Source organism: Microcystis panniformis FACHB-1757 (assembly GCF_001264245.1).
GTDB lineage: Bacteria > Cyanobacteriota > Cyanobacteriia > Cyanobacteriales > Microcystaceae > Microcystis > Microcystis panniformis.
In genome coordinates, this window is sequence record NZ_CP011339.1 from 3,392,268 (window position 1) to 3,415,217 (window position 22,950).

17 protein-coding genes and 2 pseudogenes are annotated in these 22,950 nt (G+C 40.7%); 11 read left to right on the forward strand and 8 right to left on the reverse strand.

The window, feature by feature from the left end:
- Nucleotides 1-424: 424 nt before the first annotated feature.
- Nucleotides 425-1,585 carry a PulJ/GspJ family protein gene (locus VL20_RS16360; protein WP_052277115.1) on the reverse strand — a complete coding sequence of 387 codons (1,161 nt, stop codon included), beginning with the start codon at nucleotides 1,583-1,585 and terminating at the stop codon, nucleotides 425-427.
- Between the two features lie 420 nt (nucleotides 1,586-2,005).
- On the opposite strand from VL20_RS16360, the gene gloA reads away from it, so the two are divergent.
- Together gloA and VL20_RS16370 are read left to right on the forward strand one after the other, a co-directional pair.
- On the forward strand, nucleotides 2,006-2,416 hold the full coding sequence (gene gloA / locus VL20_RS16365; protein WP_002758448.1) for a lactoylglutathione lyase: 411 nt from the start codon (nucleotides 2,006-2,008) through the stop codon (nucleotides 2,414-2,416).
- A gap of 217 nt (nucleotides 2,417-2,633) precedes the next feature.
- Nucleotides 2,634-3,725, forward strand: a pseudogene (locus VL20_RS16370) (ISAs1 family transposase).
- 575 nt (nucleotides 3,726-4,300) lie between these two features.
- Here the strand turns inward: VL20_RS16370 and VL20_RS16375 are convergent.
- Entirely contained in the window at nucleotides 4,301-5,941 is a 1,641-nt protein-coding gene (locus VL20_RS16375; protein ID WP_052277116.1) for a DUF655 domain-containing protein, read from the reverse strand.
- Nucleotides 5,942-6,291: 350 nt separating this feature from the next.
- Here VL20_RS16375 and VL20_RS16380 point away from each other — a divergent pair, with 350 nt between their 5' ends.
- The 5 genes from VL20_RS16380 to VL20_RS16400 all read left to right on the forward strand — a co-directional run bounded on the left by VL20_RS16380 (nucleotide 6,292) and on the right by VL20_RS16400 (nucleotide 11,847).
- The gene (locus VL20_RS16380) at nucleotides 6,292-8,718 is read left to right on the forward strand and encodes a dynamin-like GTPase family protein (RefSeq protein ID WP_052277117.1); all 2,427 of its coding nucleotides are present in this window, start codon (nucleotides 6,292-6,294) and stop codon (nucleotides 8,716-8,718) included.
- Nucleotides 8,719-8,924: 206 nt separating this feature from the next.
- Nucleotides 8,925-9,785 carry a formylglycine-generating enzyme family protein gene (locus VL20_RS16385; RefSeq protein WP_052277118.1) on the forward strand — a complete coding sequence of 287 codons (861 nt, stop codon included), beginning with the start codon at nucleotides 8,925-8,927 and terminating at the stop codon, nucleotides 9,783-9,785.
- A 46-nt stretch (nucleotides 9,786-9,831) separates the two neighbouring features.
- On the forward strand, nucleotides 9,832-10,140 hold the full coding sequence (locus tag VL20_RS16390) for a nucleotidyltransferase family protein (protein ID WP_284525826.1): 309 nt from the start codon (nucleotides 9,832-9,834) through the stop codon (nucleotides 10,138-10,140).
- A 161-nt stretch (nucleotides 10,141-10,301) separates the two neighbouring features.
- Entirely contained in the window at nucleotides 10,302-10,901 is a 600-nt protein-coding gene (locus VL20_RS16395) for a Uma2 family endonuclease (protein WP_052277120.1), read from the forward strand.
- A gap of 49 nt (nucleotides 10,902-10,950) precedes the next feature.
- Complete coding sequence (locus VL20_RS16400; RefSeq protein ID WP_052277121.1) at nucleotides 10,951-11,847, forward strand: AEC family transporter; 897 nt, start codon at nucleotides 10,951-10,953, stop codon at nucleotides 11,845-11,847.
- A 630-nt stretch (nucleotides 11,848-12,477) separates the two neighbouring features.
- On the opposite strand, the gene VL20_RS16405 is transcribed toward VL20_RS16400, so the two are convergent.
- Together VL20_RS16405 and VL20_RS16410 are read right to left on the reverse strand one after the other, a co-directional pair.
- Nucleotides 12,478-13,764, reverse strand: coding sequence for an O-antigen ligase family protein (locus tag VL20_RS16405; protein ID WP_052277122.1), 1,287 nt, complete (start codon nucleotides 13,762-13,764; stop codon nucleotides 12,478-12,480).
- A 1-nt stretch (nucleotide 13,765) separates the two neighbouring features.
- Nucleotides 13,766-14,593, reverse strand: a complete 828-nt coding sequence (locus tag VL20_RS16410; protein WP_002789131.1) for a YaaW family protein — start codon at nucleotides 14,591-14,593, stop codon at nucleotides 13,766-13,768.
- A gap of 97 nt (nucleotides 14,594-14,690) precedes the next feature.
- Here VL20_RS16410 and VL20_RS16415 point away from each other — a divergent pair, with 97 nt between their 5' ends.
- The 4 genes and pseudogenes from VL20_RS16415 to VL20_RS16430 form a co-directional block, all read left to right on the forward strand.
- Nucleotides 14,691-15,635: an NAD(P)/FAD-dependent oxidoreductase gene (locus VL20_RS16415; RefSeq protein ID WP_052277123.1), complete on the forward strand. Its 945-nt coding sequence runs from the start codon at nucleotides 14,691-14,693 to the stop codon at nucleotides 15,633-15,635.
- A gap of 268 nt (nucleotides 15,636-15,903) precedes the next feature.
- Nucleotides 15,904-16,158, forward strand: a complete 255-nt coding sequence (locus tag VL20_RS16420; protein WP_002734677.1) for a DUF7219 family protein — start codon at nucleotides 15,904-15,906, stop codon at nucleotides 16,156-16,158.
- A gap of 225 nt (nucleotides 16,159-16,383) precedes the next feature.
- Entirely contained in the window at nucleotides 16,384-18,447 is a 2,064-nt protein-coding gene (locus VL20_RS16425; protein WP_052277124.1) for an ABC transporter ATP-binding protein/permease, read from the forward strand.
- A 129-nt stretch (nucleotides 18,448-18,576) separates the two neighbouring features.
- Nucleotides 18,577-19,107: pseudogene (locus VL20_RS16430) on the forward strand (GNAT family N-acetyltransferase); the annotation flags it as partial.
- 266 nt (nucleotides 19,108-19,373) lie between these two features.
- Here the strand turns inward: VL20_RS16430 and VL20_RS16435 are convergent.
- Genes VL20_RS16435 through rodA form a run of 4 tightly spaced genes read right to left on the reverse strand, consistent with a single transcriptional unit; the run spans nucleotide 19,374 to nucleotide 22,939 of the window.
- A complete protein-coding gene (locus VL20_RS16435; RefSeq protein ID WP_052277125.1) occupies nucleotides 19,374-20,348 on the reverse strand; it encodes an MvdD family ATP-grasp ribosomal peptide maturase in 975 nt (324 codons plus the stop codon).
- A gap of 55 nt (nucleotides 20,349-20,403) precedes the next feature.
- Nucleotides 20,404-21,384, reverse strand: coding sequence for an MvdC family ATP-grasp ribosomal peptide maturase (locus VL20_RS16440; protein WP_052277126.1), 981 nt, complete (start codon nucleotides 21,382-21,384; stop codon nucleotides 20,404-20,406).
- A gap of 42 nt (nucleotides 21,385-21,426) precedes the next feature.
- Complete coding sequence (locus VL20_RS16445; protein WP_052277127.1) at nucleotides 21,427-21,648, reverse strand: DUF2283 domain-containing protein; 222 nt, start codon at nucleotides 21,646-21,648, stop codon at nucleotides 21,427-21,429.
- 10 nt (nucleotides 21,649-21,658) lie between these two features.
- A complete protein-coding gene (gene rodA, locus VL20_RS16450) occupies nucleotides 21,659-22,939 on the reverse strand; it encodes a rod shape-determining protein RodA (RefSeq protein ID WP_081417817.1) in 1,281 nt (426 codons plus the stop codon).
- Nucleotides 22,940-22,950: the final 11 nt, after the last annotated feature.

Below are 22,950 nucleotides of genomic sequence, written 5' to 3' on the forward strand. Positions count from 1 at the left end.
TTTGGGGCAGTAGGAAACCATCCGCAAGTCAATAGAGGGAGAGGATGTCCTTAAAAGCCAAGGCTTTGAGTAATATCAAAGATATGCTGACAAAGGACGGGTAACTAGGAAGTCTAAGCAACAATCAACGGTCATATACGCCCTAAAACCAACAATCTTGTCTGGTGGGGATACAGCCAAGAGAGTTGAATAGACAAGGAAATAATAATTCCCATTATTATTCTACTAATGACAGTAGCCTAGTTACTCAGGAGCCGGATACGGCGAAAGTCGTAAGTCCGGTTTTGAAGCAGGGGGTGGGAAGGCGACTTCCTGCTCTACTGTAACGGGTGTGGGGAGTTTTCTCAGTGAACTGATAACTGATAACTGATAACTGATAACTGACTCCTAACCCCACCAACAAACTTTTTGCCGCAAACCCTAGCTACTTGGGTTCAATGGTTACTAAAATCGAATAGGAGTCTGGTGGAGTCGTGTTAGTCGTAAACACGAATAAAATTTGGTTATTAGTAAGGGGATCGATGCCTGGAGGTAAACTGCCATTATGATCAGAGGCATATACATCCGGTACGGTTTGCTTTCCAGGATCCTCATAGGCATTACGCAACCCATTCACATGAACCACAATGCCATCTCCAGCATCTGCAGGAACAGGTGAATCCAAAGGTTTTTCCGGTACCCCGGGCAAATATTTGTCAGGTGCAGTAACAACACCGCAGTAAGGTTCGGAAGAACTGAATGTACAAGTTGATCCTTGAATAACTTTAGCTGTAACAGTTGCTGACACGGTAAGGATGGGTAGAGTTGCTTTGGTACCCCCAGTATCTACGTCGAGATTATAAGGTTTGACTATGCGGAATAATGGCAAGGCAGCTCTGGGGAAAACTCCGGTGCTGACAAAGTAGTTAACTTCCTCATTGGTAGTCATATTTACCTGAGCGTTGGCATTCAAAATCACTTGATTACCACGACCCTCGCGAACACAGGTATAAAAATCGTCGCCAAGGGCGGGGATTCGGTTAAAATTCCCAGGACAATTGGGGTTATTAGCAGGCGCTGCTAACATATCGGTGACGGGGGAACGTTGCCAAGTATCAATATTGTCGGGGGTGATGTAGTTGCCATTAGCGTCCAAGTTCGGACCGAAGCGCCACAGGACTCGTGGACCGGTCAAGCTATCATCAGTTCTAGGGATCTGGGTATAGTAAACGATCTGATCGGGGAGCGCCTGACCCGGATTGTTGGGGTCGGGAATTTGGAAAGCTAGAACTGGTCGCGCTCCTGTGGGTACGTTCTTACTCTTGATCTGCTTTTCAGAATTAGCGATTCTACTTGCTCGTCTCACTTCATCTGAAACAAACTCTAGAGTACGATTAAGATTATTTTGGATTTCACTATTAGCATTAGCTCGATAATTGCTTCTGAGCAGGTTAATTACGCCATTTCCCGACACCAAGACGGCAATCAGCATCATCAAACCTGCTAGTAAAACTTCTGTAATCGTGAAACCCGCTTGCAGACGACGATGAGCGGATTTTTTCTGTAAACGACCTAAGTGATTGATATACTCCAAATAAAAACGCATAGCTTTAACCCGTCCCAATTTCTCTGTTCTGTACTCCCCTAAATATTTAACATTTATTGCAGTCACAGAGGTTTTATTAAACTACTGGTCAATTAAGTCGAAAGGGGTTTTCGGAAACCACTGAAAATTTACTACTACCTACTACCTTCAAAATTTCCCTAGAAAACTCCCGATCAAAAATGTCTCGACCTGACTAACTTCACCAATAACTACATCATAGCCTAAGAAAATCCCATAGATAGTAATTGAAATATGGCCAGAAAGGTGATTTTGGTTACAGCTATTAATCGCTTTTGGGAGTGAGTGAGTTTTTGTACATTTGTATTAGTTGAATGGTTGACCCTCAAGGAGATAAGAAGGCCCAAGGACTGGTTACAATCAAGGATAGGTAATTTTTCGATCGATGTCATCTAAATAATCATGCGTCTCTTACACACCATGCTCCGGGTCAATAACTTGCAGGAATCTCTACAATTTTACTGCGATGTGCTAGGAATGAAGTTATTGCGTCAGAAAGACTATCCCAATGGTCAATTTACCCTCGCTTTCGTCGGTTATGGCGATGAGGCTAATCATGCTGTCATCGAACTGACCTATAATTGGGGAGTCGATCGCTACGAAGTCGGTAATGCTTACGGTCATATTGCCCTAGGCGTGGATGATATCTATAGCACCTGTGAGAAAATTAAAGCTCTTGGTGGCAATGTCACCAGGGAACCGGGCCCGATGAAACACGGTTCTACGGTGATTGCTTTCGTGGAAGATCCTAATGGCTACAAGATCGAGTTAATTCAATTAGGAACCCAGGGTGCTGCCGTGGCCACGGCTTAAATTTATTGTCGTCAAAAACTTAAGTAGCTGGTTATAATTAAGTTAAAAATGGATTTTAGGTTCGATCCCCCCTGCCCCCCTTGATAAGGGGGGTGCCGATCCCCCCTTAGTCCCCCCTTAATAAGGTAGGGCTGTTTCATTCTCCCATCAGAATATCAAAAGTAAAAGCGATCACTGTCTTTGTAAAATGAGAAGTGAACGCGAACTTTTGAAAGATATGTTGAGCTTAATAGAAAAACTGAAACAAGTCAAGGACTTTCGGAAAGATAAAGGAAAAAGACACCCTTTATGGATAGTATTAGTAGTAATAATACTGGGAACAATGCTAGGATACTCAGGTTAGAGAGAACTAGGAGAGTTTGCTAAAAATAATCGGCACAGGCTCAGTCAAGAATTTAACATAATTCCAGAAAGAGTCCCGTCCTATTCAACAATTAGAAGGGTAATGATGGGAGTTGACTGGCAGAGTTTGTTAAAAATGTTTAATGAATGGGCATTAGAAGAATATGGACAAAGAGATGACATAAATTGGCTAGGGATGGATGGAAAAAGTCTCAAAAACACCCTAAAGAATCCTAATAATGAACAACAAAATTTTATCATGTTTGTCTCATTGTTTAGTCAAGAAAGTGGCTTAGTATTACACTTAAAAAGAATCGAAAACAAAAAAGGGTCTGAAATCAACGAAGGTCAAGCTATAATTGAGGATTGCTCTCTCCAAAATCAAGTTTTTACCGGGGATGCTTTACACTGTCAGAAAAAAACAATCAGCTTAATAGCCAAGACTAAAAATGATTATGTTATCACCGTTAAAGGAAATCAGAAAAATCTTGATCAGCGAATACAAGACCTGAGTAATTCCTCAAAGCCAGAAAGTTGCTTTCTTGAACAAGATAATAGTCATGGACGAAAAATATCAAGAAAAATAGAAGTTTTTAAAGTGAGGAACAATGAAAGACAAGGGTTTGAAAATCTGCGAAGAGTTATTAAAGTAGAAAGAAGGGGTAGTCGCGGGGATAAAACCTATGAAGAAACAGCTTACTATATCAGTAGCCTAACCGAATCCGCCGAAGTATTTGCTAAAATTATTCGAGGACACTGGAAAATAGAAAATCAGTTACATTGGGTAAAAGATGTAATTTTTGAGGAAGATAAAAGCGAAATTAGTGATTTTCAAGCGGCCAGCAATTGGTCAATTCTCACAAATATAGGATTGAATCTTTTCAGAGGTTTGGGTTTTCTCTCAATAACAGAGGGACAGAGGTGGTTAGCTGAACGTTGGGAAAAACTGATAGTTTTATCGACGTAAGAAGCAGAAAAATTATCTAAATTAACAGGATGTACTCTCAGACAATTTGAAGAGAGATAGGCTTTTAGTGGCTTGGGAACAAGCTTTATCAATTTATTCATAATAAATTTGGCAGAGGATTAAAGATTAGTTATTGTGACTAACTCTTTTGGTTAGAACAAGATAAACTTGAGAATCTTCGGTCAAATTTATTGACTCAAAATCAGCTATACTTAATTTAAATGAAACAGCCCTACCCTTAATAAGGGGGGTGCCGATAGGTGGGGGGATCCCCCTTAATAAGGGGGGCTGACGATTTTAACACCTACCTACTTAGCTTGCCGTAACAAGGGAAAATTGCTAGTTTTTGTGGCTCTTCGGTTTGTGTTATGCAATGGACGGGGGTTATAAGGGATGGAACCCTTATATAGAAAGGGATTTAGCGATTTTTGTCAATTGTTTTTTATCTAGAGCGAACTAATCAATTAAGTCTCTTGCCAGATAAGGATTTAGTCGATTTATGCCCCCCTATCGAACCATAACAAGTAACGAAGAGCCGTTTTTGTCTGTGGCTAAAAATACAGACGAAGCAATCATCACCAGCTGACTTTGCCTTTGAGCTTGTTAATTTTTCCCTTACCGATTCCCGATACTCGATCCAAATCTTCTAGGGAAGTAAAGGGTTTTTCTTGCCGGGCTGCGATAATTTTTTCGGCTAATTTGCCACTGATACCGGGTAAAGTATCTAATTCTTCTTTTGTGGCAGTGTTTAAATTAATTAAGCGATCGCTTTTAATTGTTACAGATTGGGGGCAGTTTTTTCTATCCTGTTCGATCCGATTTTTAATAGTTTCCGGCAGTCCTAATTTAGCGGTACGGTAAAGATATTGAAATTCTCGATCGAAATGAGCAGCAACGGTGGGATTATCGATAATAACTAAAGCTTCATCATTTTGATGGTTAGCAGCTTTTGACCAATTATGAGAACCAGTAATCACAATTTTATCATCGATTAAACCGAATTTATGGTGTAATTTATCTCCCGGGGCTAGAGCGGGAACTCCTAGGGTATTAATTGGGTTTTGCCAAGGCTGATTATCTGGTTCATAACGACATTTATTACTGAGAGCAACTCCTAATAAATCTAATCCTTCGCTATAGTATCGGAAGGCAAAACTAGGATCAATTAAAGCTTTAATTTCTATCCCTTTTTGATGTCGTTGGGCGAGAATATTAGCCAAAGGCTGTTCCGTCAGGACAAACAGGGCTAAATTCACGGATTTTTTAGCTTTATTTAAAGTTTCACCGATCAGACCATTGCTAGTAATTGCCCAGGGATAAGCGGTAGAATCGGGGGAAAATTTGACCGTCAGACTACTATTACCGATAGTAATTGTTTGTGGTTTTCTCTGGGGTTTATCTAAGCCAAATTTAGGACTATCTTCCCTTCCCCACATCAGATTAAATTCTCTTTGAAAAACTCTAGCTAGTGGGGGATTAGTAATTACTAATAAGTGATTGGCATTCCCGACAGTTTTGGGATTAGAAAAGTCTCCATGAATATCACTTAAGGTATAGTTAGCTGAACTGATTAAAGTAGTGTAATTATCAATAACCATGAATTTATGGTGCATTAAACCACTACCTTTTGAGCGATCTGCACTATCATCAATTAGGGGAATACCAGCTTTTTTGAGGATAGTAATTGCATCTCTTTGGGCGATTTCCTCTGGACTTAATTTACCATCTCGATTTATATCAACTAAATCAAAAATATTTTGATAACGTTCCTGTTCTCGATCGCTTGATTTTTCTCGGTTTTTAGCTAAACTATGAATAGGTTTATTGTAAATATTTTCGAGGATAACCCTAACTTTAATTCCCTGCTGCTGACGAGCAACTAAAGCTTGAGCGATGGCGGGTAAACGTAACTCTTGCACCGCTAGATTGATCGAACTTTTTGCCGAGTTAATATTATCAATAATAACCTGTTCTAAATTATCCCCTGGGCGATTAATTTGGCGATAGGGATCGGTATAATTTGAACCCTGGGCCTGATTATAATTAAAATAGACTTGAATATATGGATCTTGGGGCAAGGGTTGGGGACGATTTTGGATAACATTGAGAGAATGACAACCCCACAAAAGAAAAACTGTTCCTAACAAAAATCCTAACTGTTTCATAGTCCGAATTTTTTTTAATCTCAATTTATCTATTGCCATTTTTATCCACATAATTATCATTATCCCAGTATTCAGGAGGAGTCAGGAGAGAATTTTTACCTAAGGAGGTTCTCGGAAATCGGTATGTACTAAATTGATTATAAGTAGTCGGACATAAATTCTGTTGTCTATCTTAAGAAATGTAAATTGCCGCAATTCTGACTGACTACTGACTACTGACTCCTTACCCCACAGTTAACTTTACTTTTGTCCAACTACTTAATCAATCCTGATTCTAGATTGAAGACGATGACTTTGTCCTTGATTGCTTAAATCGCTGACCAAAGATCTGAGATCTAGTTAGTGAATTTTGTTATAATCTAGGGAATAATAGCACTGTTCTTCTAGATCTGGGTTTTACCATGACTGAACTTTTACCCCAATGCAGTAATCTGGCTGGTAATGTTAACAGTATAATTGAACTATTCAAAGGCGAATCCTCTCTCCGCAATCAACAGGATAACAGCAAGATAGAAATTGCCCTACAAAAAGCCATTTCTCCCAAATTTGAAATCGTTTTTGCCGGTGCTTTTAGTGCTGGGAAATCAATGTTAATCAATGCACTTTTAGAGCGAGAATTGCTCTATAGTGCCGAAGGACACGCAACGGGTACAGAATGTTATATTGAGTACGCAGAAGCTGATGAGGAAAGAGTGGTTTTAACCTTTCTCAGCGAAGTAGAAATTCGTACTTTAGTCGATACCGTCTGTCAAAATCTGCAATTAACCAATCCCAGTAACATTAATTCCCCGGAATACTGTAGCCAGTTAAACCAATACTGTCAAAAAATTATCGAACAGGAAGGGGGAGAAGGCAAATCCGAGCGAGCTAAACAAGCTCAGGGTTTAAAATTATTAATTGAAGGATTTACTCAAAATCGTGAGCGGATCCATACGCTGCATAATGCCACCTATTCCATGGAACAATTTCACTTTTCTAATTTAGCAGAAGCGGCAAGTTTTGCCCGTCGTGGTAGCAATAGTGCCGTCTTAAAACGTCTAGAATATTACTGTCATCATCCTCTCCTTAAAGATGGTAACGTTTTGGTAGATTTGCCCGGTATTGATGCCCCAGTCAAAAAAGATGCCGCCTTAGCCTATCGTAAAATAGAGCATCCTGATACTTCGGCAGTGGTTTGTGTTTTAAAAGCTGCTTCTGCGGGAGAATTAGCCACAGAAGAAACGGAATTACTCGAAAAAATTCGCTCTAATGCTGGTATTCGTGATCGAGTTTTTTATGTTTTTAACCGCATTGATGAAACCTGGTACGCAGCCCAACTAAAACAACGTTTAGAAAACCTGATTCAAACGCAATTTCGTGATACTTCCCGCCTCTACAAAACCAGCGGACTTTTAGGATTTTATGGGTATCAGGTAAAAAATCAAACCAATATTAATCAGCGTTATGGTTTAGATTCTATCTTTGCCGAAAGTGTTAAAAATTTAGGAGGACAAGAAGAAACACCGCAATTTGTCAGCGAGTTTAATAACTATTGTGCCAACTCAGGTAAATTACTGGCAACTCCCTTTAAAGTTTCCATCCACGGTTATGAAACTCCTAATAAAAATTATTTCCGAGTTTTAAGCGAGTGGGGAAATCCTTTACTAGAGCAGTTAATTGCTGATAGTGGTATCGCAGAATTTCGCACGGCAATTACTCGTTATCTCACGGAGGAAAAGCGTCCGCAATTGTTTGCAACTTTAGCTGATGATTTACAATCTCTCTGCATTACTCTCAAAAATCATTATCAAGAGATTTATCGTGATTTAGAAAGTCAACCACGAGAAATTGAGGCGATGAAAGCTCTGGAGTTAAATCACCTCAATCAAGAGTTAAAGGAAGTGGGAGAGAAATTAACTAAACATATCGATGGTTATGTCAATGCTATCGTGGTTAATAGCGATGAAAACTTCGAGGAAGACTTTAAGAAACTGAAAGCGAGAATGGTATCAAGATTGGATGAGTTATTAAATACTTTTTCTGTCAAAAATGCCTACTCGCAAGCGACTTTAAACCATCCCCGCAATGCCACAGCACCTTTATTAGCAGTATTGGTAGAAGCTTTTTATTATCTGTCTAACCAGCTAGAAGATGTGTTGATTGAGGAGTCAATCAGTTTAATTAGTCGCTTTTGTCAGCGTCTTTTAGATGCGGTAAGGCAAGGTGATTATTATCGGCAAATTTATCGTTTATTGGGTAACGATAGTGGCATAGAAAATCAGCTAAAACAGCTAGAAGAGCAGTTAATTCATGCCTTAGTTTCCGAAGCGAGAACAGAGTGCGATCGCTATGTAAGAGAAAATCACAATTTTTACAACGAAGGCACTTTTTCTATCTTTCAATTTCGGCAAACTGTCCAACAAACTGCCCAAGGTTATGACTGTGAAAGTATTCTTGATGCTGAACCTGCTATCCGTCAATTACTTAAGTTAGATTTTGAGCCAAAAGTATCAGCGACAATTCAGAAAAACTTCCGCCAAACCGTTAATAATACTCTAAAAAATCAATTGATACCAATGGCAAAAAAACAAGCCGATACTATTCTACAACAGTTCAATCAAGCTCGTTCTTATCTAGAACAAACCTTAGAACAGGAAGCGGCGGAAAAAATTGCTAATAATGCCCGCAAACAGGAAGAAATTAACCAAAAAATTGAGAATTATAACCAAGCGATCAACTCTCTCAATACTTGTTTAACTGCTATGGGTTTACAGAAAAATCATTTACCTGTAATTGTTGAACAAGAATTAGAGATTGTCCCGGAAGTTGTTAATCACTCCAGCAATTAATATGGGGAGCGGGAAGGTGGAAAGTAGGGGGAAACAATCCATCTGTTAAAAACCGATTTGCTGTCAAAGCAAAAAATTAATTAAAATTAAAACTCATCGGGGGATAAGCGATCGAAGTCTTGTTATTCTTATAACTGGTGGGTTGCGAGATTTTTCCAGACTCGCAGCTTAACCCGATCAACTAATAACCGATAGAGGGGTGCAGAATGGGAGAATGGTTAGATTTTACCGATGAGGTGGTCACTGTTAATGGCAAAGGTGAGGAAATTAAACGGGAAAAAGTCACTAATCGAGGTTATCAGTATTTTTTAAGCAAAAAAACCTTTTTAGAAATGATTTCTATCCCTAGCGGTCAATACCTCATCGGTGCGCCCAAAAGTGAGTTAGGCTGGAAATTGAGTCAAAGTCCCCAATCTCTGGTTAATATTCAGGCTTTTTGTCTGAGTCGCTACCCAATTACCCAACGACAATGGCGCGAGGTGGCAAAATTAGAACCAGTAAATATTGAACTTAATCCCTATCCGGCCCATTTTGAAGGTTACGATCGCCCCGTAGAACAAATTAACTGGTGGGAAGCGGTGGAATTTTGCGATCGCCTATCCCGTCTCACAGGACTGAATTATCGTTTACCCGCAGAAAAAGAATGGGAATACGCTTGTCGGGGAGGTACATCAACCCCCTTCCACTTTGGCCCGACAATTTCCACTGATTTAGCCAACTATTCGGGGGTGGACTGGGATTATGGCGGGAAAGTGTGCAGTTATGGTCGTTATGGGGAAGGTTCCCTAGGATGCGATCGCAGGGAAACCACACCAGTGGGAATGTTTGCCGTCGCTAACCCTTTCGGACTCTACGATTTGCACGGAAATGTCAGGGAATGGTGTGCAGATTACTGGCGCGATAACTACGAAGCGGCCACCATAGAAGATAGGGACAGACGAGTTTTGCGCGGGGGTTCCTGGAATGATGGCCCTAACAAATGTCGCTCGGCCTACCGAGTCAAATTTCTGGCTACTGCTGGACTCTATGATATTGGTTTTCGTGTCGTTAGCGATAATTCTCCTTAAATCTGAAAACCGATCACTGATTACTGGTGACAGGGAGGTGAAAAAATTGAAAATAGAACTACCCCAGCAAATAATCAGTGAGTTTTGTCAGAAATGGCAGATATCTGAAATGTATTTATTCGGATCGGTTTTGCGGGAAGATTTTCGTCCAGACAGCGATATTGATGTACTGGTCAGTTTCCAAGATAGTGTTTCTTGGGGACTTCTGGAGTTTTCGAGGATGAAACGGGAATTAGAGACTTTATTGGGACGGCAAGTTGATTTGCTAACGAAAAAATCGATCGAGCAGAGTCATAATTGGATTCGTCAACGAGAGATTTTAGGGACAGCGCAAGTGATTTATGTGGCGGGATAAGGCTTTTTTACTAGATATTGTCCGAGCAGGTCAATTAGCTCGATAATTTGCCGATCAACTGGCAAAATTTGCAGGTGTTTGTCAGACAAATTTTAAAAATGTACCGCTCCTCGATCGAGAGTTAGAATTGATTTTAGAGACAATAAAGGTGATTTAACCAAATGATTGCTAACTTTGACCATAACTATCTTTCCCCAGAAGATTATTTAGCAACGGAGAGAATAGCTAAAGATAAACACGAATATATTCGCGGTCAAACCTACGCCATGGCTGCTGCAAGTAAGGCCCACGGTATGATTATTATCAACTTAGCCACGCTTTTAAAAAACCAGCTGCGGGGTAGTGGTTGTCTTGTCTATGCCACAGATATGAAAGTTCGTCTAGAAATAGCTAATAGTTATTTTTATCCCGATCTTGTGGTCACTTGCGACTCGCGAGATAATCAGTCTTTCTCAGAAGATTTTATCCGTTATCCGCGCTTGATTGTAGAAGTATTATCCCCCACTACGGCTGCCTTTGCTCGCAACGCGCTCGCGAAGCGAGATCGGGGTGATAAATTTGCCGACTATCGTTCCCTTGAAACTTTAGAAGAATACGTTCTTATCAGTCAAGAACGCATCAGTGTGGATTGTTTTCGTCGCAATGACGAAGGATTCTGGGTTCTTTATCCCTACAGCAAAGGAGCAGATATTTATCTAGCTAGTATCGATTTTCACTGTGCGATCGAATCTTTATATGAAGATATAACAGAAATCTGTTAAAAAATCAGATCAGTTTTTTTCTATGTACTATTTACTTTTTACCTGATTAATGCTTGTCATCCTCTCCGCTATTATTCCAGTGGGTTTTATCATCCTCATCGGTGTGATAGCAGGAAAAATTCTCACTGTTGAAGTGCATTCCCTTTCCCAAATCACGGTGTATATTCTTGCTCCCGCTTTGGTGATTGATGGACTCTATCGCACCACTTTATCCGGCAGCAATATCGGTTTAATTCTCCTAGGCTTTGCCCTTATCTCACTGGTAATGGCGATTGTCGTCGAAATTATCGCCTATTGTCTCAGTCTCGATGCTGATACCCGCAAAAGCCTCATGGCTGCCGCCGTGATGCCTAATAACGGTAATATGGGTTTACCTGTGGCTAGTTTTGCCCTGGGTGCGGCTGGACTGGAAAGAGCGATAATCTATATGATTGGCTCTAGTATTCTTTTATTTGGTATTAGTCCCGCTTATTTGCGAGGAAAAAGCTTTCTTTCAGGATTTCGCTTAGTTTTTCAATTGCCCTTAATCTGGTCAATTTTTATCGGCATTAGCTTTCAAACTTTCTCTTTTCATCTTCCCCTGCAATTAGATAAAAGTATTAGCTATCTAGGACAAGCGGCAATTCCTTTGGCTTTAATTATCCTAGGTATTCAATTATCTCAGCAAAAATTAGCGATCGGTAAATTAGAATTATTAGGAGCAGGTTTGCGTCTTTTAGTCGCTCCTCTTTTGGCATTTGCGATCGGCAATAGTTTAGGATTAACTGGTATGGATCTAAAAATTCTCATCCTACAGAGTGCCATGCCCACCGCCGTTAATACTGTCATTTTAGTCACAGAATTCGGTGGTTCAGCCACTTTGATGGCCCGCACAGTTGTGGTCACTACCCTTGCTAGTTTTCTGACTATTCCTTTCTTTCTTTGGTTATTAAAAGTCTATTTATAGCAGTTATCTTAAGGGTGAGGTACGAAGTTTTCGTTTTGTTAACTGTTGACTGAAAATGCTCCAGCACTCCCTTATCCCTTCTCCACAACTCCCACTCTGCAATAACTACTGGCAGCCAGAAATACGTTGGTTCATATCATACTTTGTGCTTTTTGTCAAAAAAACTTTTTTTTTGCAATAAAACTACACAAAAAAAAGATCATCGTTGTGGGTGAAATTGACTGATTTACCCGTCCTAATTAGGATCACCTTGTAGGTGTGGCAAGGGTTTCAACCGTTGCTGCCCAAAAAAGCACAGTATAACCCATTATGAAATTCAGTAAAATCGCTGTTACCACTGTAACATCGTTGTTAAATAAAAATCTTTCTCAATTAATTCTTAAGAATTTGTAAATATTGCGGAATGTTAATTTAAATATTCTCAAGTTTGTGGAGTCAATCAATAATTTTTGCTTATCTTTGTCCAAAATTGGGTTAGAAGTCAGGAGTCAGGAGTCAGGATTCAGGATTCAGGATTCAGGATTCAGGATTCAGGATTCAGGAGATTATTTTTATTTGTTCTTCCCACACTCTACACCCCACACCCTACACCCCACACCCCACTTCCCCAATTCCCCAATTCCCCACACCCTACACCCCACTTCCCACTTCATAATTCATCCCTTGACTGACCCCAGCAATGGCAGCCAAGAGAAGCCAAACAATAGTATTAATCTTGACATCGGAGAGGGTGACATCGACGAGATTAAATAAAACGCAAGCACCAAAGGCCACCAGATAGGTAAAGATAATTAACTCACCCCCGGCTTTTTGTTGCCGTAGAAAGATAAATAAACGCCACCCTTGGGCATAAATCCAACCCACCCAAACAGACAATAAAATTAAGCCAATAATTCCCGTTTCTGCCATTAACATCAAATATAAATTATGGGGATGACCTAACCACAATCCCTGACTTTTTTCGTAGAGAGGTGTAAAACTGCGTAATCCCCAACCGAATAGGGGTCTTTCTTGGGTCATTTCTAGAGTAAAACGCCATTGAGTTGATCTGAGAGTCCCTAGAGGGCGATTGGGGAACATTTCATCGGATAATCGCGCCCAAATCGCCCTAGGAACCAAAAAACGCAGACTATCCCTGAAAGGATTTGGTCCCCAAGAAGCAAGAGAAATCACCCCCCCCAAGAGGACAAAACCAGCGACTAAGGCATTCCAACCCAGATAAAGGGCGAAAATTAGGCAACCTAAAAAGGCTAAGGCCCAAGCATTGCGAGAATTGCTTAAAAATAGCCCTACACTATCGATAAATATAGTTAAAGTTAAAAACCCGACTTTGAGATTTAAAAGGTTATTTCTTTGTCTGTGCCACTGCCGCCAAGTTAGAATTAATAAACCGATCGCTAAAATCAGAGTTATAAGCAAATAAGCCCCCAAAAGATTAGCATACATAAAAACCGAAGACATCCGCCCCAAAGGTTCACCCCCCACCCCGTAGGGCCAGGTAAAAATCCCTTTTAATGCTTCTGGTTTTTGCCAACCGAGAAAAATTTGTCCCCATCCCATCACCACTACCCAAACCGACGGAATAACCATCACCCAAGCTAGTTGACGCAATTGAGAGGGTTTTTTAATTAATTGCCGAATATTGCTAAAAAAGAAGAAAAAGGGCAGGAAATTTCCTAAACCAATCCAAGCATCCCCCGGAGTTGGGGAAAGACTGGCACTAATCATTAACCAAAGAGTGACGATACCGAGACCTTGATTGAGACGTGACTGGATAATTGCCCGAAAATTGCCGGTAAAAACCCTAATTAAGACGATAATAATGCCGATACCCGCTAACTCCGGCAGCATCATGGCGATAAAAACTGAAAAAAGTATTAAATTCCACTCCCACCCTTGACTAAAAATCTTTTTCATGTTATGCAGGTTGCCAACAATCCTCACGAGTCAGACGAATTTGGGCAAGGGCAAAAATAGTCGGGATAATCCGGCCGTAATCGGTGGCGATCGCTTTCCAACCGAGATCAGCAATAAACCAACCCCATAAAGCCGGTCCTACCAAACTTAACACGGTTCTGACGGCTCCGTAGCGGGCTGCCGCCCTAGTCATGCCCTGTTTAGCCGTTTGTAGGGCGATTTGATTAACAATTGTCCCACCCTGGACTAGGGCAGTTTTTGCCCCTTGATAGCGGACAAAATGAAGAGCGAACTGCCCGGCGATATGTTTGAGCAGAATCGGTTTCAGGATAGAATTAATGGCGATGACGCTACTGCCTTTGAGGACTATATCAAGGGGATTGTGTTGTAGGTGAACGGGTAAGGGTTGGGGAGTGTGGGAATCCGCGAGCGCTTTTTGAATTTGAATCGAGAGGGATTTTTGTTCCGATGGGGGGAGACGTTTCCAAGCTTTGTTAACGAGGTGAAGATAGATTTCCGCTTCAATTTCCGTTGTCGGCATTTTTTGGGAGTAGGGAACCTTGAGGAAATGACAGACACGGACGAGAATTTGACGATAACTAACTTTTTCGGTTTGACCTTTTAATACTGTCACACCATCGGCAGCCAAATAACGAAAACGATCCTCGACACTATCTAACCAACTATCCCAATCTTGACTTTGAACGGCGATTGCGTCCGGCGCTCGTAGATAATCGAGAGGGTTAAAACGACGGCAAAAGAGGATGTTAGTGATTTGCTGCAGTTCCTCCTCGGTGGCTAACTCCAAAGCTGTGCGTAGTTCGTCCAATGTGGTTTGTCCTCCTCAGCCCCAATAATCAACTTAGTTTCGCTAGTGCTGATTACTACTAATATTAACTCAAGGGTTCACAGGATTAGGAAGGCTAGTGACAAATTTTTCGATTAAGGTTGGGATCATTGGCGCGGGTTTAGCCGGGTTAACCTGCGCTCGTCAGTTGTGCGATCGAGGTTATACTGTTAAGCTATTTGATAAGTCTAGAGGCATTGGTGGTCGTTTAGCCACGCGACGGGTTAATCGAGCTAATCAAGAGATTGCTGTGGATCATGGTTTGCCTTTTTTGACTGTTCAGGGGGAAAAAACGGCGGCTTTAATTGATAATCTCCTGAGAGAGAATCTAGTTACTTCTTGGTTTGATTCTAGCTATGTTGCTCCTTCTGGCATCAATAGCGTGGCGAAATTTTTAGCTCAAGGTTTAGAAATTGAACGAGATTTTCTGGTTACTCGTCTGGAAAATCGTCAAGGAAAATGGGTTTTAAACAATAACGGTCAAATTCGAGGGGAGTTTTCGGTGATTGTCCTAGCTATTCCCGCCCCGCAAGCAGCGTTATTGTTAGAAAACTCTCATATAACTACTATGCCAGAATTGCGATCAATCGTTTACGATCCCTGTTTAACGGTTATGGCAGGTTATGGCGATTCTTTACCCGCAGTGACTCCCTCCACCGCTATCGCTTGGTTAGGACTTGATAGCAGTAAACGGCAATCATCCCCTGATTATGTCTTTGTTGTGCATAGTAGTGGAGATTTTGCGGTTAAATATCTCGATAGCGAGGATTTAGAAGCAGTTACGCTAGATTTGCTCGCTCGTGCTTCTTTGCCTCTCCCGGATTGGTCTCAGATTCACCGTTGGCGTTATGCTTTAGTCCGTCAGGGTTTAGCTGTACCCTGTTTAAGTGTTAATAGTCCTTTACCTCTAGTTGCCTGTGGTGATTGGTGTCAAGGGGGAGATTTATCGAGAAATTCTTCCCTAGAAACGGCCTTAACTTCTGGGATAGCGGCGGCTAATCAAGTTCAGCAGCTACTCTCTTAAGTGGGTGGGTGGAATCAAATATAAGATGAACGTAGGTTGGGTTGAAGCATGAAACCCAACGTCCTAATCAAGTTCAGCAGCTACTCTCTTAAGAATCTAGAGACAGAACGTAGGTTGGGTTGAAGCATGAAACCCAACGTCCTAATCAAGTTCAGCAGCTACTCTCCTAGAATCTAGAGACAAGTTCAAATTCTTAGGTTAAGCTTAAGTTAACAAAAGGTTAAGTAATATAATAATGTAGGTATCCTATACTGGGGGGTTGGTCACAATGGAAAAATTCAATTCTAAAGATAACTTTCTCTACCCTAAAACCAGCTACAGGGGTTTATTCACGCCACAAAATTTGGTTTTTAATGCTAATTTGCAGGAATTCGCCCTGAGAGTCTCTTTTATCGCTGGTTTGCACAGTGGGGGAAAACTTACCTCCACGGAAGCTTACGAGAAAATTAACCAGCTTTGGCAAGAGTTGAATACCAGTCGAAAATTCCTACTAGCTAATCATTTTGAGGATGATGGAGATTGAGAGATGGGGTTTTTTAGTGATCAGTAAACAGTAATCAGTATCTAAAGTGCTAGACTAACAAAAATGGGTCAAGTAGTTTTTAGTTATGTCAGAGCTTTCTGACCATAGCTGGCTTTCATCTTCTAGATAAAAATGTCAACAAAAGACAACAAGAGGTAATTCTGCCGCTACAATATGATAGCGAGTTGTCAAGAGAACAGTAAAAGAACTGCCAATTGGATCTAGATGCCTCAATATACTACTAAACAAGCAACGGAAAACCCTGTTGTGTCCGACCAGTCCGCCAATAATCCCTTTTCACTATTTGGTCAATTTTGGGAAAGCCTAAAAATTGTCGCTCAACCCTATTGGTATCCAACGGAGTTAAATGGACGCGCCTTTGGAGATGTGATCATTTCTTGGGGAATGTCAGCTTTGATCCTTTTAAGTATCTTGGCAACAGTCGGGGTAGAAGCTTTTAGTAGCTACTGGAATCGTTATGTACTCGATATTATTATTGAAGATAGAGACCTTTCTAAATATCTCAATACGCTGTGGTTATCCAGTTTGTTGATTATAGGAACAACGGGGTTATTTGCTTTTTCTCAATTTATTCGTCGCAAAGTAGCCTTAGATTGGTATAAGTGGTTAACCAAACAAACCGTTAAAAAATATCTCAATTATCGCGCTTATTATAACATTGATTTTACCTCGAACTTAAAAAATCCCGATCAAAGATTATCTCAAGAAATTGAACCAATTACGACCATGACCCTAAGGTTGTTAATTACCTTCGTAGAAAAAGGGTTGCAAATGATTACTTTTGCGATTATTCTTTGGACAATTTCTCGGCAAATTGCGGTTTATCTAATAATTTATACGATCGCAGGAAATTTAATAGCAATTTATCTAACTCAAGAATTAAACAAGATTAATCAATCTGAGCTTAATAATAAAGCTGATTATAATTATTCTTTAACCCATGTGCGTAACCACGCCGAATCCATTGCTTTTTTTCAGGGAGAAGAGCAGGAAGAAAAAATCATTGAAGGCCGTTTTGAACGGGTTATTCAAAGCTCGGAAAAACTGATAAATTGGGAACGGTTTAATAATCTTTTTAATCGAGGTTATCAGTCAGCGATTAGTGTATTTTCAATGTTTATTTTGACCCCGATGTTTATTAAAAACGAAATCGATTATGGAGAAATTAGTCAAGCGAGTTTATGCTGTTTTCTTTTTTCTAATGCCTTGGGACAATTAATTACTGAATGGGGAACATCGGGTAAAGTTTCAAGTTATATTGAACGGTTAGCTACCTTGACAGATGCCTTAAAAGTTGCCAGTGAAGAGCCGAAAAACTTAAGTCGTATTACCACCCTGGAAGATAATCGTCTAGCTTTTGAAAATTTTACCCTACAAACTCCCGATTATGAAAAGGTAATTGTGGAGAATTTATCGGTTTCTGTTCCTTTGGGAGAAAGCCTACTGATTATTGGACCCAGTGGTCGAGGAAAAAGTTCCTTGTTACGAGCAATCGCCGGTTTATGGAAAGCGGGTAGTGGTCGTTTAGTACGTCCTCCTTTAGCTAAAATGTTATTTTTACCCCAACGTCCTTATATTATCCTTGGCACTTTACGGCAGCAATTACTTTATCCCCATACCAATGAGCAGCTGAGCGATGAAGAATTAGAAAATATCTTAAAAAAAGTCAATCTTCAACATTTATTAACCGACAAAAATAGCTTAGATAAAGAAGTCAATTGGGAACAGATTTTATCCCTCGGAGAACAACAAAGATTAGCTTTTGCTCGACTATTAATCACTAAACCCACTTTTACTATCTTAGATGAAGCAACCAGCGCTTTAGATTTGGCCAATGAAGCCAGTTTATATCGGCAATTACAGGAAAGTGAAACCACCTTTATTAGTGTTGGTCATCGGGAAAGTTTATTTAATTATCATCGATGGGTCTTAGAGTTAACAGAAAATTCCCATTGGCAGCTGTCAACTGTAGAAGATTATCAGCGCAAAAAAGTTAATGACATGGTAATGATGTCAAAAAAATCAGAAGATTTTTCGGTGGTAAAAATAGAGCCTTTGTCTGAGGTTAAACCTGAGCATGATGCGGAAATTGCAGGAGTTTCTGAAATAGCCGAAGGTTTGTCCCATCAACAAATGCAGTCCCTAACTGACTATTCTTTAAGTAACGTCCGGAGTCGTGCCAGTTTAGGTAAAATCATTACTGCTAAAGATGGGGTTAATTATCGTTACGATAAAGACCCAAAAACCTTAAAATGGGTGAGAATATAGCTAGGGGCTGCTGAAAAAGTTTTTCGTGGGGGTAGGGTGTGGGGTGTAGGGTGTGGGGTGTGGGGAGTTTTCTCAGTGAACTGATAACTGATAACTGATAACTGATAACTGGTATAGGAGTTTTATCAAATGAAAGCACTGGAAAAACTGGTGACGGAACGATTATATTTAGTCCCCTTAAAGCTTGAACTTCTGAAAGCAGCAATTATAGGTATCGATGAATTAGCAACAATTTTGGGGGTAACAGTTGCTGCTGACTGGGACGAACAAGAGTTGATTCAAGCTTTCCCTGATATTGCGAATATTTTGCTGCAATTCCCCTTACAAAATGAGTGGGGGTGGGGGAGTTTAATTATTCATCAAGGAGACAACACTCTTATTGGTCATGTGATGGTCAAAATTATTCCTGATGTCACAGGTTTACCCACAGATGCTGTAGAAATTGGCTATCAAGTAGCGCCGTTATATCGACGACAAGGCTATGCATCTGAGGCGACAAAAGCAATGATGGACTGGACACTTTCTCAACCGGGTATGCAAACAGTGACCGCTGGCTGCGCTCCCGATAATATAGCTTCAAAGCGAGTTTTAGAAAAAATCGGCATGAATCTGATAGAAGCGCGAGAGAAAGTCTTGGTCTGGAAATTAAGTAGGGTTTGCGGCAAAAAGTTTGTTGGTGGGGTTAGGAGTCAGTTATCAGTTATCAGTTATCAGTTATCAGTTATCAGTTATCAGTTATCAGTTATCAGTTATCAGTGTTAATCAACTTACCCAGCAAAAACCTGATTCTCTAGTTCTCCTGAGAGGGGGAAGTCTGAAAAATTTTCCCTACACCCCACACCCTCTTTCAAGTCAGGAGTCGGGGGGGAATCGGGAGTCAGAGCCTCGTCGATGCGATAAAATACTCTGGCTCTGTATTTGTTGGTTTATGAGTTGACGAGGATTTCAGCGATCGCCTGGGAGATGGGAAAATAAGGAGGATAAAGTTCTAGCCAGAAAAACTCGCCAACGGGATTAATTTCTAAAAAGATATAACGTTCATCTGGTGTGACAATCATATCAATTGCACCATAATTAAGACCGAAATATTTCATTAATTCAAGTAGTTGTTTTTCGATAGTTTTCGGTAAATCGTAGGGTTGCCATTGTTGATGGAGCGCTCTTCCCTCTTTTCGCCAATCGTAGATAGCACCGTCTAATTGTTGGGAATTAATCGCCGCCGCAAATATTTGTTCACCGACGATAGTGATGCGTAATTCCAAAGCTTTAGGAATGTTTTCCTGAAAAGTCATTGGACAAAATTGCAAACCTTCCAAATTATCTAGGTCTTCCTTAGTAACAGGACTGGTAAAAACAACCATTTCCTCTTGGTTGTCTCCATAAATAGCAAATTGAGAAAGCATTTTAGTCACAATTCCCGTCGCTTCAAACTCCTGAGCAAATTGCTTGACAGCTTCAGGATTATTAGAAGTTAAAGTCCCCGGAATTAATAAACCTAATTGTCGCGCCACTTGTAACTGCAATTGTTTATGATTGGCATGATCTACCTTCGCAATCGGATCAAGATGAAAGCCAGATAAACTAGCAATCATTCCTCGAATACTTAACCGACATTCCTTAAGAGAAGCTTCGCGAAATTGACGATCCATCCCATCGGGTAATTTTTGTCCGTATCTCATGCGTCGATACCAGACAGCAGAAACTTCTTTTAGCTCTAATTTTTGGTCTCCATCGGTAATAACTCCGCCTTTTTTATACCCTGAGTAAAGATCAACTTTTACCTCTGTCGGGAAGAGATCGGTATCAAAACGGAAGGCTTTTTTACCCATGGCTTCTATGGCTTTGACTACCAGAGGAATACTTTCATTATCGTTGCTAAAAGTAACAAGTAAAACGGTCATAAATCTCCTTGAAAACTTAGGATTAACAATTTTTTTTCAGCGCCAGCTTTGCCGATCAACCGAAGACTAAAAAATCGGCGATCGCATGAGAAATAGGTAAATCTAAATCCCGTTCTAACATTCCCCACTCACCACCCGGATTAACTTCTAAAAAAACGTATTCTCCCCCAGGAGTTAAGATAAAATCAAACGCCCCAAAATTTAACCCTAAATTAGCCATAAAAATCTGAAGTTGCTGCAATAGTGAATCGGGTAAAGTATGATGTTGCCAAGCACCTGGATCAATACCCGGTCTTCGCCAATCTACGGCAGAATTATTATACTGAGAAGATTCTAAAGCTCCCACAAATGTCTGTCCATTAACCACGACAACTCTCAATTCTAATTGTTTGGGAATTTCCGCTTGAAAAACCATAGGACAATAACGTAAAGATTCCGCTTCCTCAAGGTCTTCTGCTTTCACCCTACTGGTATAAAGAAAAAATTCCGGCGACTCCATACTATGGGCGATCGCAGTTAACAATTTACTCACCATTCGTCCCTGAACCTGGGAAAAAAACTCCCGGGCAGCATCAGGATTATTGGTCACTAAAGTGGGGGGAATAATCAAGCCAACTTCTGAGGCCAAACGAAGTTGTAATAACTTATTTTTAGCCTTCTCAATTTGCACTAAATTATCTAACCAACGCGCTGACCTTAAACTATCCCAAAAACCAGCCAAAGTCGTCTGGGATTCTCGCACACAAGCCTCCCGAAACTGAGGATCTAAATCCCCTGTTAGTTCAGGTTGCCAAATACGTCTTGTCCAAACAGATTGCACCTGTTCACTATCAATAGATTGATGATTATAGCTTAATTGATAAAAACTTTTTTTTCCATTAAATTGGGCTGCTAATTGAACCTCTAAGGGAAATTTATCGGTATCTAAGCGAAAAGGTGTGGCTCCTTTTTTTTCTATCGCCTCAGCCACGCGGTCAATCGTAAAAAAATCGCCGCTATGGGTCAACAATAAAACAACTTTAGGCGATTCTTTCATATCAGTGGGAAATTCCTGTATTTAAATTTCTTTTTGTCTCTCTTAAGTGGCGACTAATTCCGGTTTAGTGGTCAGAATCGAATATTCACAAGACTGGGGATTGTCCATCCGCTCTTGAGCATTGAGGATTTCTAACCCCACCACGTTCCCCGACTGGTCATAGTCGAGAATCACCCCCAGACTCTGCTCGTCGCTTTCTGCAATCGGCACATTACTTAAGGTGATTTTGAGAGCATCAACGACTGGATCATAGGTCACTTTCATGGCGTTCTCCTTAGTACAAACGCTTACGGGGGCGATAATTAGCCACGGATTCCACTAAACCCAAGGCGATAAAATTGGTTAATAAAGATGAACGTCCATAACTTAACCAAGGTAGAGGAATCCCTGTAATCGGGGCTAATCCCACGGTCATGCTAATATTAAGAATTGCCTGAAAAGCGATCATCGAGAGAACACCGATCGCTATTAAAGAACCAAAGTTTTCTTTAGCGGTATTAGCAATGACTAACAAACGCCAACAAACTAACCAGAAAGCTATTAAAACTAGAATACTGCCGACAAAACCGAGTTCTTCCCCGACTACAGAGAAGATAAAATCGGTGTGTTGTTCGGGAATAAAATTTAATTGGGTTTGGGTGCCTTGGTGTAATCCCCGTCCCAATAATTCTCCCGATCCGATGGCAATGCGGGATTGAATTAATTGATAACCTCCCCCCAAAGGATTCTTTTCTGGGTGAAGAAATAGGGTTAAACGATCTTTTTGATATTCTTTTAATAAACCCCAAAAAACCTCGCCTAATTTACCCACTGCCAGATTAGTTGCCACCACGATGAAAGTAGATAAAAAACGGTAGGGAAGGGTAAACCAAGCAAGTACAGCGATGATAATTGCTAAAACAATCCAAGCAGGAAAAAGTAAATTAAACAGAAAAACCGATGCGAGGGGAGATAAGAGGATAATCATCCAAGGTAGTTTCGCATTAGCCCAGTAAATCATGCCTAGGGTAATTGCCCCAAAGACTAATCCTGTCCCCAGGTCCGGCTGCGCCATAATTAACACCCAGGGGATGGCAGTGACGACAAAGACACGAGCGATCGCAAAAAGATTATCGGCGGGACGATGATGTAGGAGGGCTGCTAGGGTGATAATTAAACCTACCTTGGCAAATTCCGACGGTTGCACGTTAAAACTGCCGATATTAATCCAACTTTGCGCCCCATTCGCCGTCACCCCTAGGACAATTACCGCAATTAGGGAGAGATTGGTAAGAAGATAGGTTAACCAGTGCCATTTGAGCAGACTTTCGTAACGACAACGGGCCAGAAATAAAGCGATCGCCACTCCCACGGCCCCGAATAACCAGTGTTGCCACCAATCGAGAGCAGTGGTATGTCTTTCGGCACTACGAATCATTAAACCACCGAAAACGGTTAAACACGTCACCAAAACGAACAAAAGCCAATCAATTTGGGCTATATCCCGGAAAATGAAGCTAAACTGCTCACTAAAACCGCTTAGTTTCCTACTAACAAGGGACTGTCTTCTCACCATTTCTCTCCCCA